Here is a 15,963-nt window from a genome sequence, read left to right as displayed (position 1 = left end):
CCAGAACCACTGATCAGTCGGCCAGGTCCTGCTCCTCGATGGTCAGGTTGTGGTTGGTGAACACGCAGATGTCGCCGGCGATGTTCAGGGCGGTCTCGGCGATTTCACGGGCCGAGAGGTCGGTCTTGTCCAGCAGGGCGCGGGCTGCAGCCTGGGCGTAGGCGCCGCCGGAGCCCATGGCGATCAGGCCGTCTTCGGGTTCGACCACGTCGCCGTTGCCGGTGATGATCAGGGAGGCGTCCTTGTTGGCTACGGCCAGCATGGCTTCCAGGCGGCTCAGGGAACGGTCGGTACGCCATTCCTTGGCCAGCTCGACGGCGGCACGGACCAGGTGGCCCTGGTGTTTTTCAAGCTGGCCTTCAAAGCGCTCGAACAGGGTGAACGCATCGGCGGTGGCGCCGGCGAAGCCCGCGATGACCTGGCCGTGGTACAGGCGGCGCACCTTCTTGGCGTTGCCTTTCATCACGGTGTTGCCGAGGGATACCTGGCCGTCGCCGCCCATGACGACTTTGCCGTTACGGCGGACAGAAACGATGGTGGTCAAGGGGAGAGTCTCCACGCAGCGGGGCGAAAGTGCCTGATGCAGACTCATATGGGGGTGGGGGGAAGGATTTCAACCGTGGGGGATGAATGGTCGCGCTTGGCAGGGGACACCGTGCAAGGGCATTCGCGGGCACGCCCGCTCCCACAGGATTACCACATGCCTTGGAATAGTGGTGATCCTGTGGGAGCGGGCGTGCCCGCGAAGAACTTTACTCAGGCCTCGTGGCAGACGTGCCCATCGACCAAGGTATAACGCACCGCACCCGGCAGGCAGTGGCCGATGAACGGGCAGTTCTCGCCGCGCGAGAACCATTGCTCGCCGGCCACGGTCGAGGCTTGCGGGTCGAACAGCACCAGGTCGGCCGCGCCCCCCACTTTCAGCTCACCGGCCGGCAGGCGCAGGGCCGCCGCCGGGCCGCTGCTCAGGCGGGCCAGCAGGGTTGGCAGGTCGAGCAGGCCGTCCTGCACCAGGGTCATGGCCAGCGGCAGCAGCAGTTCGACGCTGCTGATGCCCGGCTCGGTGGCGCCGAACGGGGCCAGCTTGGCGTCGCGCTCGTGCGGCTGGTGGTGGCTGGAAATCGCCTGGATCACCCCCGACTTCACTGCCGCACGCAGGCCGTCACGGTCGGCGGTGGTACGCAGCGGTGGTTGCACGTGGTACAGGCTGGAGAATTCACGCAGCGATTCGTCGGTGAGAATCAGCTGGTACAGCGCCACGTCGGCGGTCACCGGCAGGCCAAGCTGCTGGGCCTGCTCGATCAGCCGCGCGCCACGGGCACTGGTGATCTGGGTGAAGTGCGCGCGCACGCCGGTCTGTTCCACCAGCAGCAGGTTGCGCGCCAGGGCCACGGTCTCGGCGGTTTCCGGGATGCCCGGCAGGCCGAGGAAGCTGGCCATGGCACCTTCGTGGGCCAGGCCGCCGTGGGCCAGGTCGCGGTCCTGGGAGTGGAACACCACGGTCAGGTCGAAGGTGGCGGCGTATTCCAGGGCGCGGGCCAGGGTACGGTTGTTGGGGATTTCCTTCAGGCCATTGCCGAAGGCCACGCAGCCGGTGTCGCGCAGGGCCACCAGCTCGGCCAGCTGCTCGCCTTCCAGGCCCTTGGTCAGGGCGCCGATCGGGTAGACCTTGCTGTTGGCGGCCTCGCGGGCGCGGTCAAGGATCAGCTCGGCCACGGCCGAGGTGTCCAGCACCGGCTTGGTCTGTGGTGGGCAGCACAGGCTGGTGACACCGCCGGCGACGGCGGCGCGGGTTTCACTGGCGATATTGCCTTTGCGGCTGTAGCCCGGCTCGCGCAGGGACACACCGAGGTCGACCAGGCCGGGCGCGGCGACCAGGCCATCAGCCTGGATCGTGCGGCTGGCGCTGAACCCCGCCGGGGCTGCGCCGATGGCGGCAATGCGGCCGCCGTCCAGGTGCAGGTCGGTGACCTGGTCCAGGCCGCTGTTGGGGTCGATGACCCGGGCGCCGAGAATACTGATGGTCACTGGGCGTTCTCCTGGTCGAATTGACGTTGCGCGTTCTGCCCGCTCATGGCCATGGACAGCACGGCCATGCGCACGGCGATGCCGTAGGTGACCTGGTTGAGGATCACCGAGTGCTTGCCGTCGGCCACCGCCGACTCGATTTCCACGCCACGGTTGATCGGGCCCGGATGCATGACGATGGCGTCGGGCTTGGCCCCGGCCAGGCGCGCGGTGGTCAGGCCGAACAGGCGGTAGAACTCGCCTTCACTGGGCAGCAGGCCGCCGGCCATGCGCTCACGCTGCAGGCGCAACATGATCACCACGTCGACGTCCTTAAGGCCTTCGGCGAGGTCGGTGTACACCTTCACACCGTATTGCTCGATGCCGATCGGGATCAGGGTTTTCGGGCCGACCACACGAATGTCCGGGCAGCCCAGCGCTTTGAGTGCCAGCATGTCGGAGCGGGCCACGCGCGAGTGCAGGATGTCGCCGACGATGGCCACCGACAGGTTCTCGAAGCTGCCCTTGTGGCGGCGGATGGTGAGCATGTCGAGCATGCCCTGGGTCGGGTGCGCGTGGCGGCCGTCACCGCCGTTGATCACGGCCACTTCCGGGCACACGTGCTCGGCGATGAAGTGCGCGGCCCCGGAGTCGGAGTGGCGCACCACGAACATGTCGGCGGCCATGGCTTCGAGGTTGCGCAAGGTGTCGAACAGGGTCTCGCCCTTGCTGGTCGAGGAGGTCGACACGTTCAGGCTGATCACGTCGGCCGACAGGCGCTGGGCGGCAAGTTCGAAGGTGGTACGGGTACGGGTGGAGTTCTCGAAGAACACGTTGCACACGGTCTTGCCGCGCAGCAACGGGACTTTTTTCACGGCCCGGGCACCGACTTCGAGGAAGGAGTCGGCGGTGTCGAGGATCTCGGTGAGCAGTTCGCGGGGCAAACCGTCGAGCGAGAGGAAGTGGCGCAGCTGGCCCTGATCATTGAGCTGCAGCGGGCGCTTGGCGTCGATTGGCGTCATCGCGGGGGACTCTTAAAGGGCGGAAGCGGAGGCGAGGTCCTGGCGCTCGAGGGCGAGCGGTGCGGGTCCGGTCAATTTTACCCGTTCATGGGCAGCCAGCGACAGGGTGGCGCCGAGCACATTCGGGCGGATCGGCAGTTCGCCGGCATCCAGGTCCAACAGGCAGACCAGGGTGACGCTGGCCGGGCGGCCATAATCGAACAGTTCGTTGAGCGCGGCGCGCACCGTGCGACCACTCATCAGCACGTCATCCACCAGCACCAGGTGCTGGCCCTCGACCTCGAACGGCAGCTCGGACGGACGCACTTGCGGGTGCAGGCCGTTCTGGCTGAAGTCGTCGCGATAGAACGAGACGTCCAGAGTGCCCATGGGGCTGGTGTCGCCCATGGCTTCCTGCAGGGCCTGGGCAACCCAGACACCACCGGTGCGGATGCCGATGTAACGCGGCTCGGTAATCGCCCGGCGGGCCAGGTGGGCGCGAAGGTCGTCAGCCATCTGCCGGATCAGCTCGGCGGGATTGGGTAGGCTCATTGCGGGCTCCTCGGAAGGGTGCGCCGGGCGGGCCCGGCGGCAAAGATGATCAGGTATTGGCCTCCAGCCAGCCTTGCAACAACAGGGCGGCGGCGATGGCATCGACCGGGTTGTCGCGGTAGCTGCCGCGCTGGCCGCCACGGGCCATGCGCTCGCCCTTGGCCTCGAAGGTGGTCAGGCGTTCGTCGTGGGTGTGCACGGGCAGGTTGAAGCGGCCGTTCAGGCGGCGGGCGAACTTTTCCGCGCGGGCGCTCATTTCGCTGGGGGTGCCGTCCATGTTCAGCGGCAGGCCGACGACGATGGCATCGGGCTTCCATTCGGCAATCAGCTTTTCCACCTGGGCCCAGTCCGGCACGCCGTTCTGCGCCTTCAGGGTGCACAGCTCGCGGGCCTGGCCGGTGACCACCTGGCCGACGGCCACGCCGATCTGTTTGCTGCCGTAGTCGAAGCCCAGCAGTAGACGTAGTTCAGGGTGCAGTTCAGCCATCAGGCGTGGCCCGCCTGGCTGGTCAGCAGGTTCAGGTTGATCCCCAGGCTGGCGGCGGCGGCTTCCAGGCGCAGGTCGCTGGCCTTGCCGAAGATGATTTCCGGATCGAACGGGCAGTTGAGCCAGGCGTTGTCGGCCAGTTCCTCTTCCAGTTGGCCCGCTTCCCAGCCGGCATAGCCCAGGGTGATCAGGCTCTGTTTCGGGCCGACTCCGGCGGCGATGGCCAACAGGATATCCTGCGACGTGGTCAGCGACAGCCCTTCCAGTGCGACGGTGGCCTGGAAGCTGCACTCGCTGCTGTGCAGCACGAAGCCTCGGTCGGTCTGTACCGGGCCACCCAGGTAGATCGGCACCTGCAAGGTGCTGGCCGGCGGCATTTCGTCCGGGCGCAGCTGCTCGAGGATGTCGGCCAGGTTCAGCTCCTGCGGCCGGTTGACCACCAGGCCCATGGCGCCATGGGCGTTGTGCTCGACGATGTACGTGAGGGTCTGGGCGAAGTTCGGATCGGCCATGTGCGGCATGGCGATCAGGAACTGATGCTTGAGGTAGCTCGGCGTGTGGGTTTTCATGGGGGATAGTGTGGCGCCAGGTGGCGAGGCTGACAAGGTGCTCAACGAGGCTTGCGCGATCGCTGTGGGAGCGGGTTTACCCGCGAATGCGTCCGACCAGGCGGCATCATTGCCTGATCTGGCGCATTCGCGGGTAAACCCGCTCCCACAGCGATCGCGCAAGGCCGCAAATCAGTTACTGGACAGACGGTCCCCACGGGCAAAGCGCCAGGTGCGAATGATCTCCAACCGGTCAAACTCGGCCAGGTCCCCGGTAAACGGTGCAAACGGCGCCGCCAGCCGCACGATGCGCTGCGCCGCCTGGTCCAGCACCGGTTGCCCGGACGACTCCAGTACCAGCACCTCGTACAGCGAGCCATCGCGGTTGATCGACACCATCATGCGCAAGTTGCCGTAGATCTGTTGCCGGCGCGCTTCGTCGGGGTAGTTCAGGTTACCCACCCGCTCGACCTTCTTGCGCCATTCTTCCTTGTACCAGGCGCCCTTGTCGCGCATGGTCGAGGCGGCATTGAGCCGGTGGATACGCGGGCGCTTGGCATACATCTGCTGCTCGTTGGACAGCTCCGCCTCCAGGCTGGCGATCTGGCTGGACAGCTGCGAGCTGTCGAAGTCCGGTGCCGGCGCTTCCGGCTTGGGCCGCGGCTTGCTTTCCTTGGGCTTGGGCTCGACCTTCTGCGGTTTGGGCGCCGTGGTCACGACCGCCGACTTCTGCGGGGCAGGGGGCGGCACAACCTCGGGCCTGGCTGCAGGTGGCGGGGTGATCTTGTTGATCTTGCTGTCCTGGAACGGCGCCAGTTCGGTGGTCTTGGGCACCGCTTTCTTGTCCAGGGTGCCGCTGCCCTGCTGGTTGTCCTGGGCCTGGAAATCGGCCTTCTGCGGCGGTTTCTCGCTTTTGAAGGTGGCCAGGGTGATGTCCATGGTGTGGCGGATTTCGGCAGGCTTGACCACGCTGAAACCGACGCCGAGGATCAGCGCCAGGTGCACCAGGGCAGCCAGGAACAGGGTAAAGCCGAGCCGGTCCACCGGGCGAACTCGGGGGGGCAGCAGGTCGGCGGGGATGTCAGCGGGCAGCGTCATCAGGTATCCAGCAACCGCAGGGCGGGGCAACAGGCCAGGCAAAAAGGACCCGCATCATACCCCACTCTGGGTTGTTGCCGTGCGTCGGCGGTCAGCGCGCCTTCAGCTGGCGATCAATGGCATCCATCAGCTTGCCGCCGATATCGGTGTTGTAGGCGGCATCGATCTCGCGGATGCAGGTGGGGCTGGTGACGTTGATTTCGGTGAGGTAGTCGCCGATCACGTCCAGGCCCACGAACAGCAGCCCCTTCTCGCGCAGGGTCGGGCCGACCTGGGCGGCGATCCAGCGGTCGCGGTCGGTCAGCGGGCGTGCTTCGCCACGGCCGCCGGCGGCCAGGTTGCCACGTGTCTCGCCGCTGGCCGGGATGCGCGCCAGGCAGTAGTCCACCGGCTCGCCGTCGATCATCAGGATGCGCTTGTCGCCGTCCTTGATCTCGGGCAGGTAGGCCTGTGCCATGATCTGCTGGCCGCCGTGCTGGGTCAGGGTTTCGAGGATCACCGACAGGTTGGGGTCACCCGGGCGGTGGCGGAACACCGAGGTACCGCCCATGCCGTCCAGCGGCTTGAGGATCACGTCGCCGTGGGTGGTGGCGAACTCTCGCAGGATATCGGCACGGCGGCTGACCAGGGTCGGCGCCATGCACTGCGGGAACTGGGTGGCAAACAGTTTTTCGTTGCAATCGCGCAGGCTCTGCGGGCGGTTGACCACCAGCACGCCTTCGCGCTCGGCCTGCTCCAGCAGGTAGGTGCTGTAGACGAACTCCATGTCGAAGGGCGGGTCCTTGCGCATCAGGACCACGTCCAGGTCGGCCAGCGCACTGTCCTGCTCGTCGCCCAGCTCGAACCAGCGGGCCGGGTCGGCAAACACTTTCAGCGGGCGCATCTGCGCACGGGCCTGGCCGGCGCCCAGGTACAAGTCACGCTGCTCCATGTAGAACAGGCTCCAGCCGCGAGCCTGGGCGGCCAGCAGCATGGCCAGCGAGCTGTCCTTCTTGTAGGAGATGGACGCGATGGGGTCCATGACAATGCCGAGGCGAACGCTCATGGGGTGGTTCCTCTTGGCGGCGCGTGGCCGCGATGGATCGAAAGAAAAGTGGCTCAGGGTGGCGCTGTGAACGCTGCCGGTCAAGGGGCGCGGCAGATGGAATGGCCACCCGGAGTGTGCTAAAAATGCCAGTCATAGTGCTGAATGACAGGCCCATGGGGCTGCTGCGCAGCCCTTTCGCGACGCAAGGCCGCTCCCGCAACGGCCCCGGAATTTCGGCAAACGGTAGCCCAACAGATGGAACAACCCCTGAAGGTGATGGTGATCGACGATTCGCGCACGATCCGCCGCACCGCGCAGATGTTGCTCGGTGAAGCGGGCTGCGAGGTGATCACCGCCAGCGATGGCTTCGATGCCCTGGCCAAGATCGTCGACCACCAGCCCAGCATCATTTTCGTCGATGTGCTGATGCCGCGCCTGGACGGTTACCAGACCTGCGCGGTGATCAAGCACAACAGTGCCTTCAAGGACACCCCGGTCATTCTGCTGTCGTCACGCGACGGCCTGTTCGACAAGGCCCGTGGCCGGGTGGTCGGCTCCGACCAGTTCCTGACCAAACCGTTCAGCAAGGAAGAGCTGCTCGATGCGATCCGCGCCCATGTGCCCGGTTTTGCCGCAGCCCAACAACACGCACCCTGACCGCGCCCCGCCATGGCACGGTCTTTCTTTCCTGATGGGGAACCAGCATGGCCCGAGTTCTGATTGTCGACGACTCGCCGACAGAGATGTACCGATTGACCGAGTGGCTGGAAAAGCACGGCTACCAGGTGCTCAAGGCCAACAATGGTGCCGATGGCGTGGCCCTGGCCCGGCAGGACAAGCCCGATGCGGTGCTGATGGATATCGTCATGCCTGGCATGAACGGCTTCCAGGCCACTCGCCAGCTCAGCAAGGACCCGGAAACCAGCGCCATCCCGGTGATCGTGGTCACCACCAAGGACCAGGAAACCGACCGCATCTGGGCCACGCGCCAGGGCGCCCGTGACTTCCTGACCAAGCCGGTGGAAGAGGACGCGCTGATCGCCAAGCTCAAAGAAGTGCTGGGGGCTTGACCACCCGCCCGCAGGGCGCGTCGCTGACCGCCTTCGAGTTGTTGCTGGACATCGACCGGCGCTGCCGCCTGCTGGTCGCTGACCAGCCGCCGCAAGACAACCGCCTGCAACAGTGGAGCGGCATCGGTTTTCGCATTGCCGGGCAATGGTTCGTCGCGCCCATGGGCGAGGTGGCCGAGGTGCTGCGCGAACCGCGCAGCAGCCGCGTCCCTGGCGTGCAGCCGTGGGTGTGCGGGGTGGCCAACCTGCGTGGCCGGCTGCTGCCGGTGATGGACCTGAGCAGTTTCTTCGGCCTGGGCCACGCCGCCCCGGGCAAGCAGCGGCGGGTGCTGGTGCTGGACCACGAGGACCTGTTCGTCGGCTTGCTGGTGGACGAGGTGCTGGGCCTGCAGCACTTTGCCCTGGACAGCCTGCAGCTGTCGCCACCACAGCCCCTGATCCGTGCCGCTGCACCTTTCGTGCAGGGGCACTTCCCGCGTGAACGCAACTGGGCGATCTTCAGCCCCTTCGCCCTGGCCCAGGCGCCGGGCTTTCTCGATGTGGCGTTATAGGACCTGCGAACGTGAACAAGCCTGCCACCCCCGTCACTACCGTGACCCCACGTACCCGCAGCATCGCGCAGATCACCGTGCTGTTCCTGATCCTGATCCTGTCGATCATCCTGCTGTTCGCCAACTTCGCCTACCTGAACACCCAGTCCAACTACGACAAGCAGTACATCGGCCACGCCGGCGAACTGCGGGTGCTGTCGCAGCGCATCGCCAAGAATGCCACCGAAGCCGCCACCGGCAAGGCCCTGGCCTTCAAGCTGCTGTCGGACGCGCGCAACGATTTCGAACGGCGCTGGGGCTACCTGCGCGAGGGTGACAAGTCCACCGGCCTGCCGCCTGCGCCGCCCACGGTGCGTGACGAGATGGAAGCGGTACGCCGCGACTGGGAAAGCCTGCGCAAGAACACCGACACCATCCTCGCCAGCGAGCAGACCGTGCTGTCACTGCACCAGGTGGCGGCAACCCTGGCCGAGACCGTGCCGCAGTTGCAGGTGGAATACGAGAAAGTGGTCGAGATCCTGCTGCAGAGCGGCGCCCCGGCCAACCAGGTGGCAGTGGCCCAGCGCCAACTGCTGTTGGCCGAACGCATCCTCGGCTCGGTCAACACCGTGCTGGCCGGTGACGACACCGCGGCCCAGGCGGCCGACGCCTTTGGCCGCGATGCCGGGCGCTTCGGCCAGGTGCTTGAGGGCATGCTCAGTGGCAACGGGGCGATCCAGGTGACCCGTGTCGAGGATGCCGACGCCCGCGCGCGCCTGGCCGAAATTGCCGAGCTGTTCCAGTTCGTTGCCGGCTCGGTGGATGAAATCCTCGAAACCTCGCCGGAACTGTTCCGCGTGCGCGAGGCCGCGGGCAATATCTTCAGCCTGTCGCAAACCCTGCTCGACGAGGCCTCGTACCTGGCCAACGGCTTCGAGAACCTGGCTGGCGGGCGCACCCTCGACACCGTCGGCGGCTATGCCCTGGGGCTGCTGGCGCTGGCTTCGATCATCCTCATCGGCCTGGTCATGGTGCGCACCACCAACCGCCAACTGCGCGAGACAGCGGAAAAGAACGAACGCAACCAGCAGGCGATCATGCGCCTGCTCGACGAAATCGAAGAGCTGGCTGACGGCGACCTGACCGTGACCGTATCGGTGACCGAAGACTTTACCGGCGCCATTGCCGACTCGATCAACTATTCCGTGGACCAATTGCGCGACCTGGTCGCCACCATCAACCACAGCGCGATGCAGGTCGCTGCCGCCGTGCAGGACACGCAGAACACCGCACGCCAGCTGGCCAAGGCCTCCGAGCACCAGGCCGAGCAGATCAGCGAGGCGTCCGAGGCGGTCGGCGACATGGTCGAGTCGATCGACCGGGTTTCGGCGCACGCCTACGAGTCGGCCAAGGTGGCCGAGCGCTCGGTGGCGATCGCCAACAAGGGCAACGAGGTGGTGCACAACACCATCAACGGCATGGACAACATTCGCGAGCAGATCCAGGACACCGCCAAACGGATCAAGCGCCTCGGTGAGTCCTCCCAGGAAATCGGCGACATCGTCAGCCTGATCGACGACATTGCCGACCAGACCAACATCCTCGCCCTCAATGCGGCGATCCAGGCCTCGCTGGCCGGCGAGGCCGGCCGTGGTTTTGCCGTGGTCGCCGACGAGGTACAGCGCTTGGCCGAACGCTCGTCGTCGGCCACCCGGCAGATCGAGGCGCTGGTGCGCACCATCCAGGCCGACACCAACGAGGCGGTGATCTCCATGGAGCAGACCACCGCCGAAGTGGTGCGCGGTGCCCGCCTGGCCCAGGACGCCGGGGTGGCGCTGGCCGAGATCGAGGGTGTTTCGCAGAACCTCGCCGACCTTATCCACAGCATCTCCGATGCCGCCCAGTTGCAGACTTCGTCGGCCGGGCAGATCTCCCACACCATGGCGGTCATCCAGCAGATTACCGCGCAGACCTCCGCCGGCTCCGGCGCCACCGCCGACAGCATCCGCCACCTGGCGCGCATGGCCAGCGAGATGCGCCGTTCGGTGTCCGGGTTTACCCTGCCGCCACCCAAAGAGCCCAACTGAAGAGCAGCGCCGAGGAGTGCCCATGGCTGTAGTTGCTGTAAGCCCCGAGCGCCACGACACGGTGGCGCTGGCCTGGACCAGGGCTGCCATCCTCGACTGCCTGGGCCAGGCGCGCCAGGCGCTGGAGCGCTTTGCCGGCGAGCCGGGCGACCTGTCGATGCTGGCGTTCGTGGTCGATAACCTGCACCAGGTGCACGGCTGCCTGCGCATGCTCGAACTGCGCGGCGCCACGCGCCTGGCCGAAGAACTGGAGCTGTTCGCCAAGGCCCTGGCCGATGGCCAGGTCAGCCCCCGCGGTGATTGCCTGGGGGCGTTGTTCCGCGGCCTGGAGCAATTGCCCTCGTATCTGGAGCGCTTGCGCGGCGCCCGCCACGACCTGCCACTGGTGATGCTGCCGCTGCTCAACCAGCTGCGTGCCTGCCGTGGCGAGGAGCCATTGGCCCAGGCCAGCCTGATCAGCGGTGCCACCCAACGCTTTGCCGGTGCCGACGACCTGGCCAACCTCGACCTGTCGCTGGGCAACTGGCGCGAGCAGTTGCAGGCCGGGCCGGGCCGCGATGCCCTGCGCTCGGTGGTGACCGCGCTGTGCGATGACCTGATGCGCATCAAGGAGCGCCTGGACCAGTTCGTGCGCAGCGATCGCCAGCACAGCGAGCAGCTCGATGCCCTGCTGGCACCGCTGCGCCACGTGGCCGACACCCTGGCGGTGCTGGGCTTCCAGCAGCCACGCCGGGTGATCATCGACCAGGTGCTGGCGCTGCAGGCCCTGGCCCAGGGCGAGCGGGTGGTGGATGACGCGGTGTTGATGGATGTAGCGGGGGCCCTGCTGTATGTGGAGGCCACGCTCAATGGCATGGTCGGCCCGCTGGAGGAAAACGGCCAGGGTGGCCTGCCGGGCTCGGACCTGGCCGAGATCCGCCAACTGGTGTTGAACGAGTCGCTGAACGTGCTGCAGCAGGCCAAGGACCTGATCGGCGATTGCCTGGAGTCCGACTGGCCGCGGCAACGCCTGCAACCCTTGCCAGGGTTGTTGCAGCAGATTCGCGGGGCGCTGGCGATGTTGATGCTACCGGCTGTGGCCGAGCTGTTTGCCGGTTGCGCCAGCTATGTGCAGCGCTGGCTGCAGCACCTGGAGGTAGAGCCGCCGGCCGACGAGCTGAGGCACCTGGCCGAGGCCCTGAGCGCCGCCGAATGCTACCTGCAATGGCGGGTGGCGGACCCATTGGCGGATGGCCAGCCGTTCATCGACATGGCGCGCGCCAGCCTGGCGACGCTGGGCGTGCACTGCGCGCTGGTCGAGGCCACTGCAGGCCAAGATGGCAGCGCTGATGGCATCGATGACGAGTTGCGCGAAGTGTTTCTCGACGAGGCCGGTGAACTGCTGCCGGAAATCGAGCGCCACTGGCTGCGCTGGCGTGCCGACAACCAGCAGCGCGAGGCACTGGGAGAAGTGCGCCGCGCCTTGCATACGCTCAAGGGCAGTGGCCGCATGGTACATGCCGAGGCGGTGGCCGAGCTGGCCTGGGGCGCCGAGCACCTGTTGAACCGGGTACTCGAGGGCCGCAGCGTGCTCAGCCCGGAAGGCGTAGTGGCCCTGCAGCAGGTGTTCGTCCACCTGCCCGACCTGCTGGCCGACTTTGCCGCCGGCCAGTTGCCGCAACTGACGGCAATCGAGCGACTGGCCGGGCACCTGCATGCCCTGGCCGAAAACGATGCCCCCGTAGTGGCCGATATCGATGGCCTCGACCCGCAGCTGCTCGACATTTTCCGCAGCGAGGCGCAGGGTCACCTGGCCAGCCTGGAGGCTTTCCTGCAGGGTGCCGACGGCCACGACACGTCGGTCAGCGATAGCCTGCAGCGCGCCCTGCACACGCTCAAGGGCAGTGCCGCCATGGCCGGAGTGATGCCGGTCGCTGAACTGGCCACCGCCTTCGATCGCCTGGCTCGTGAATACAAGGGCCACCAACTGCCCCTGCAAATGGCCGAGATCCAATGGCTGGAAGCGGCGCATTCGCTGTTCCATCTAGGCCTGGCGCAACTCGACAGCACGCCGCTGGCGGCCATCCCGGGCGCCGCGGAGCTGATCGAGCAGGTCGGCCAGGCGGTGGATGGGCGCCTGGCCAGCTTGCATGACGACCCGCAGCATGCGCGGCGCAACAAGCGTGACCCGCAGTTGATCGCCAGTTTCCTGGCCCAGGCCATGGATATCCTGCTGGATGCCGAGTCGTTGCTGTCGCGCTGGCAGGAACAGCCCGGCCAGCGCGATGCGTTGGATTCCCTGCTCGACGAACTGACCACCCTGGGGCACGCCGCGCACCTGGCCGACCTGTGGCAGATGGATGACGTGTGCGAGGCCTTGCTCGACCTGTACGGTGCCGTGGAGGAGGGCAGCCTGCCCGCCGATGCGCGCTTCTTCGCCCAGGCGCAGCGGGCCCATGAAGCCCTGCTGGACATGCTCGACGAAGTGGCGGCCGGGCAGGATATCCCGCCACGGCCGGAGCTGGTCGACAGCCTGCGCAACCTGCTGGGCCAGGCCCTGGCACCGGAGGCCACCGGCCTGGTGGGCATCGACACGGTCACGCCGCTGCACCCGGACATGGACCTGGCAGATACCCTTGGCCTGGGGCTGGCGCACAACCCTTCGCTGCCCGCAGTGGCTGAGCCGCTGGTCGAAGAGCCGGAAAGCCCTGGCGAAGAGCTGCTGGAAGTTTTCCTCGAAGAAAGCTCGGACATCGTCGAGAGCGCCGCCGCAGCCCTGGCACGCTGGCAGGCCGACCCGCGCAGCAGCGTCGAGGTGGACAACCTGATGCGCGACCTGCACACCCTCAAGGGTGTGGCGCGCATGGTCGAAATTGCGCCGATCGGCGACCTGGCCCACGAGCTGGAGTTCCTCTACGAGCTGCTGGCCGCTGGCCGCATGCCGCCGAGTGCGCCCCTGTTCGCCTTGCTGCAGAACTGCCATGACCGCCTGGCGCACATGCTCGATGCCGTGCGCCTGGGGCAGCCGTTGCATGCCGCCACGGCGCTGATCGACTACATTCGCAACTTCAGCTTCTCGGCCCTTGCCGACAGCGCCGCCGGCCAGGGGCCGATCGAGGCTGCGACCATTGAGGCGCCGGCGGTGGCACCGGAGCGGGTACCGGGCGACATGGTCAAGGTCGATGCCGAGTTGCTCGACGACCTGGGCAACCTGGCCGGTGAGCACTCGGTCATCCGTGGGCGCATCGAGCAGCAGGTCAACGATGCGCAGTTCACCCTCAACGAGATGGAAACCACCCTCGAGCGCATGCGCGACCAGTTGCTGCGCCTGGACATCGAAACCCAAGGGCGGATCTCCAGCCGCCAGCAGTTCGAAGGCGATGCCTATGACGACTTCGACCCGCTGGAAATGGACCGCCACTCGCAGCTGCAGCAGCTGTCGCGGGCCCTGTTCGAGTCCGCCTCGGACTTGCTCGACCTCAAGGAAACCCTGGCACATCGTGCCCAGGAAGCCTACAGCCTGCTGCAGCAGCAGGCGCGAGTGAACAGCCAGTTGCAGGAAGGCCTGACCGCCACCCTGATGGTGCCCTTCGAGCGCCTGGTGCCACGCTTGCAGCGTGTGGTGCGGCAGGTGGCCAGCGAGCTGGGCAAGCAGGTGGAACTGGTGGTCGGCAATGCCGAGGGCGAACTGGACCGCAGCGTGCTCGAACGCATGGTGGCGCCGCTGGAGCACATGCTGCGCAACGCCGTCGACCATGGCCTGGAAAGCCGCGAAATGCGCCTGGCCGCCGGCAAGCCGGAGCAGGGCACCATTCACCTGAATTTACTGCACGAAGGCGCAGACATCGTTATCGAAATGACCGACGACGGTGCCGGCGTGCCACTGGAAGCGGTGCGCCGCAAGGCCATCAAGCGTGGCCTGCTGGACCCACAGGCGCATTTGAGCGATCACGAGATCCTCCAGTTCATCCTGCGCCCGGGCTTTTCCACTGCCGAGAAAATCACCCAGATTTCCGGGCGTGGTCTGGGCATGGACGTGGTACACGAAGAGGTCAAGCAGCTGGGCGGCTCGATGAGTATCGAGTCGGCCCAGGGCAAGGGCGCGCGCTTCCTGATCCGCCTGCCATTCACCGTGTCGGTCAACCGTGCGCTGATGGTGCACCTGGGCGAAGAGCAGTACGCCATTCCGCTGAACACCATCGAGGGCATCGTCCGGGTGCCGGCGGCTGAACTGGCAGCGTGCTACCAGCTGGACGTCCCGCGTTATGTGTACGCCGGCCACGAATACGAGCTGCGCTACCTGGGTGAACTGCTGCAGGGCATGCCGCGCCCGGCATTGCTCGGACAGAGCGTGCCGCTACCGGTACTGCTGGTGCATTCCCAGGAGCAGTCATTCGCCATCCAGGCCGACAGCTTGTCGCCCAGCCGCGAGATCGTGGTGAAGAGCCTGGGGCCGCAGTTTGCTGCCGTTGCCGGGTTGTCGGGGGCGACGCTGCTGGGCGATGGCCGGGTGGTGTTGATTCTCGACCTGCTGGGCCAGTTGCGTGGCCAGCAGCGGCGCCTGGCGCGCCTGCCGGGCGGCGGCGGGGCCCAGCGCCAGGTGTTCGGCCCGGCGCCGCGGCGGGCCTTGCTGGTCATGGTGGTGGACGACTCGGTGACCGTGCGCAAGGTCACCAGCCGCCTGCTGGAGCGCCATGGCATGAGCGTGCTGACGGCCAAGGACGGGGTCGATGCCATGGCCCTGCTGGAAGAACACCGCCCTGATGTATTGCTGCTGGACATCGAGATGCCGCGCATGGACGGCTTCGAGGTGGCCACACGCATTCGCCGTGACGAGCGGCTGAAAGACTTGCCGATCATCATGATCACGTCGCGCACCGGGCAGAAGCACCGCGACCGTGCCATGGCCATCGGCGTCAACGAATACCTGGGCAAGCCGTACCAGGAGTCGGTCCTGTTGCAGAGCATTGCCCACTGGAGCCAGACCCATGCTTGAACTGATCGCCGGCCAGCGCAGCAGCCTGACCGGGCTTTTGCTGCCATTGGGCGACCGTACCCTGGTGTTGCCCAACGTGGCGGTGGCCGAACTGAGTGGCCAGCGCAATCTGGTGTGCCAGCGCGGCGAGCCGGCCTGGCACCTGGGCTGGATCGACTGGCGCCAGCAGCGCCTGCCGCTGATCGGCTTCGAGGCCGCGTGCGGTGGCGAGACACCCTGCGGCGAGCGGGCGCGCGTAGTGGTGCTCAATGCTTTGGGTGATACCGGGCTGCGTTACCTGGCAGTGTTGCTGCAGGACATTCCGCGCTCGTGCAAGCTCGACAGCCAGCTTAATTACGTGGACGTGGCGCTGGGGCGCCTGGAGCTGGCGGCGGTGCAGGTGGGCGAACAGGTGGCGCGGGTGCCGGACCTGGTCGGGCTGGAACGGCTGGTGCGTGACGCGGAACTGCAACCTGACTTTGGTTAGGATGTAAGGCACAGGGCCTCTTCGCGGGTGAACCCGCTCCCACAGGGATCCCAAAAAGCCTGAGGGCGGTGCCGTACCTGTGGGAGCGGGTTTACCCGCGAAGAGGCCGTAGCAG

At 66.7% G+C, this 15,963-nt stretch carries 14 protein-coding genes; 6 read left to right on the top strand and 8 right to left on the bottom strand.

Going from position 1 to position 15,963, the window contains the following annotated elements:
• Positions 1 to 13: 13 nt before the first annotated feature.
• The 8 genes from hslV to gshB all read right to left on the bottom strand — a co-directional run bounded on the left by hslV (position 14) and on the right by gshB (position 6,738).
• Complete coding sequence (gene hslV / locus ACIQYU_RS16260) at positions 14 to 544, bottom strand: ATP-dependent protease subunit HslV (protein ID WP_207828483.1); 531 nt, start codon at positions 542 to 544, stop codon at positions 14 to 16.
• A 212-nt stretch (positions 545 to 756) separates the two neighbouring features.
• Positions 757 to 2,028 carry a dihydroorotase gene (locus tag ACIQYU_RS16255; RefSeq protein WP_207828492.1) on the bottom strand — a complete coding sequence of 424 codons (1,272 nt, stop codon included), beginning with the start codon at positions 2,026 to 2,028 and terminating at the stop codon, positions 757 to 759.
• Positions 2,025 to 3,029 carry an aspartate carbamoyltransferase catalytic subunit gene (locus ACIQYU_RS16250; protein WP_046613439.1) on the bottom strand — a complete coding sequence of 335 codons (1,005 nt, stop codon included), beginning with the start codon at positions 3,027 to 3,029 and terminating at the stop codon, positions 2,025 to 2,027. Before ACIQYU_RS16250 ends, ACIQYU_RS16255 begins: the two co-directional genes overlap by 4 nt.
• Positions 3,030 to 3,041: 12 nt before the next feature.
• Entirely contained in the window at positions 3,042 to 3,560 is a 519-nt protein-coding gene (gene pyrR / locus ACIQYU_RS16245) for a bifunctional pyr operon transcriptional regulator/uracil phosphoribosyltransferase PyrR (RefSeq protein ID WP_063912001.1), read from the bottom strand.
• 49 nt (positions 3,561 to 3,609) lie between these two features.
• Positions 3,610 to 4,047 (bottom strand): Holliday junction resolvase RuvX, encoded by a 438-nt coding sequence (gene ruvX, locus ACIQYU_RS16240; RefSeq protein ID WP_013974530.1) that lies wholly within the window; start codon positions 4,045 to 4,047, stop codon positions 3,610 to 3,612.
• On the bottom strand, positions 4,047 to 4,616 hold the full coding sequence (locus ACIQYU_RS16235) for a YqgE/AlgH family protein (protein ID WP_207828494.1): 570 nt from the start codon (positions 4,614 to 4,616) through the stop codon (positions 4,047 to 4,049). Before ACIQYU_RS16235 ends, ruvX begins: the two co-directional genes overlap by 1 nt.
• A 171-nt stretch (positions 4,617 to 4,787) precedes the next feature.
• On the bottom strand, positions 4,788 to 5,693 hold the full coding sequence (locus ACIQYU_RS16230; RefSeq protein ID WP_207828502.1) for an energy transducer TonB: 906 nt from the start codon (positions 5,691 to 5,693) through the stop codon (positions 4,788 to 4,790).
• Positions 5,694 to 5,784: 91 nt separating this feature from the next.
• Positions 5,785 to 6,738, bottom strand: a complete 954-nt coding sequence (gene gshB / locus ACIQYU_RS16225) for a glutathione synthase (protein WP_207828505.1) — start codon at positions 6,736 to 6,738, stop codon at positions 5,785 to 5,787.
• Positions 6,739 to 6,975: 237 nt separating this feature from the next.
• On the opposite strand from gshB, the gene ACIQYU_RS16220 reads away from it, so the two are divergent.
• From ACIQYU_RS16220 to ACIQYU_RS16195, 6 genes are read left to right on the top strand one after another with little or no spacing between them, the layout of a single operon-like run.
• Positions 6,976 to 7,377 carry a PleD family two-component system response regulator gene (locus ACIQYU_RS16220; protein ID WP_003257770.1) on the top strand — a complete coding sequence of 134 codons (402 nt, stop codon included), beginning with the start codon at positions 6,976 to 6,978 and terminating at the stop codon, positions 7,375 to 7,377.
• A gap of 47 nt (positions 7,378 to 7,424) precedes the next feature.
• Entirely contained in the window at positions 7,425 to 7,790 is a 366-nt protein-coding gene (gene pilH, locus ACIQYU_RS16215) for a twitching motility response regulator PilH (protein ID WP_025340906.1), read from the top strand.
• On the top strand, positions 7,787 to 8,341 hold the full coding sequence (locus ACIQYU_RS16210) for a chemotaxis protein CheW (RefSeq protein WP_003257767.1): 555 nt from the start codon (positions 7,787 to 7,789) through the stop codon (positions 8,339 to 8,341). The genes pilH and ACIQYU_RS16210 overlap by 4 nt, the downstream gene beginning before the upstream one ends.
• Positions 8,342 to 8,352: 11 nt before the next feature.
• Positions 8,353 to 10,407 carry a methyl-accepting chemotaxis protein gene (locus ACIQYU_RS16205; RefSeq protein ID WP_207828510.1) on the top strand — a complete coding sequence of 685 codons (2,055 nt, stop codon included), beginning with the start codon at positions 8,353 to 8,355 and terminating at the stop codon, positions 10,405 to 10,407.
• Between the two features lie 22 nt (positions 10,408 to 10,429).
• A complete protein-coding gene (locus ACIQYU_RS16200; protein ID WP_402800790.1) occupies positions 10,430 to 15,382 on the top strand; it encodes an Hpt domain-containing protein in 4,953 nt (1,650 codons plus the stop codon).
• On the top strand, positions 15,375 to 15,848 hold the full coding sequence (locus ACIQYU_RS16195) for a chemotaxis protein CheW (protein WP_207828523.1): 474 nt from the start codon (positions 15,375 to 15,377) through the stop codon (positions 15,846 to 15,848). The genes ACIQYU_RS16200 and ACIQYU_RS16195 overlap by 8 nt, the downstream gene beginning before the upstream one ends.
• Positions 15,849 to 15,963: the final 115 nt, after the last annotated feature.

Source organism: Pseudomonas sp. NPDC096925, from assembly GCF_044762545.1.
In the GTDB taxonomy this organism is placed as follows: Bacteria; Pseudomonadota; Gammaproteobacteria; order Pseudomonadales; family Pseudomonadaceae; genus Aquipseudomonas.
The sequence above is the reverse complement of the archived record's forward strand: the minus strand, read 5'-3'. Positions and strand labels throughout refer to the sequence as shown.